The organism is Lentzea aerocolonigenes (assembly GCF_000955955.1).
Classification (GTDB): Bacteria; Actinomycetota; Actinomycetes; order Mycobacteriales; family Pseudonocardiaceae; genus Lentzea; species Lentzea aerocolonigenes_A.
The window spans coordinates 1-383 of sequence record NZ_JYJG01000625.1 but is presented as its reverse complement, the minus strand read 5'-3'; the positions used below and the strand labels follow the sequence as shown (position 1 = coordinate 383).

Below are 383 nucleotides of genomic sequence, written 5' to 3'. Positions count from 1 at the left end.
GCCAACGGCTACTACTGGCTGAACAAGTCGGGCCAGCGGCAGGACCTGTTCACGATCCTGAAGAGCTATGGCCTCACCGCGATCAGCCTGCGCACCTGGGTGAACCCGTCCAACAGCCCGACGGACGGCCATTGCAGCATCCAGGAGACCGTGAAGATGGCCCAGCGCTGCCGTGACGCGGGGATGCAGGTGCTGCTCGGCTTCCACTTCGGCGACACGTGGAACTCCGTCGGAGTCCAGAGGCCGCCGAAAGCATGGGCGAACATGAGCTACTCGCAGATGCGGGACGCCCTGCGCCGTTACGTCGACGACTCGCTGAAGCTGCTCAAGGCGGGCGGTGTGACGCCGGGCTGGGTGAAGATCGGCAACGAGCAGAACAGCGG

Annotated in this window: 1 protein-coding gene; it reads left to right on the top strand. The window is 65.0% G+C overall.

Annotated elements, in window-relative coordinates; all coding sequences use genetic code 11:
- Positions 1-383: glycosyl hydrolase 53 family protein (locus tag UK23_RS47995; protein ID WP_045318556.1), on the top strand; the 383-nt coding region annotated here is incomplete at both ends.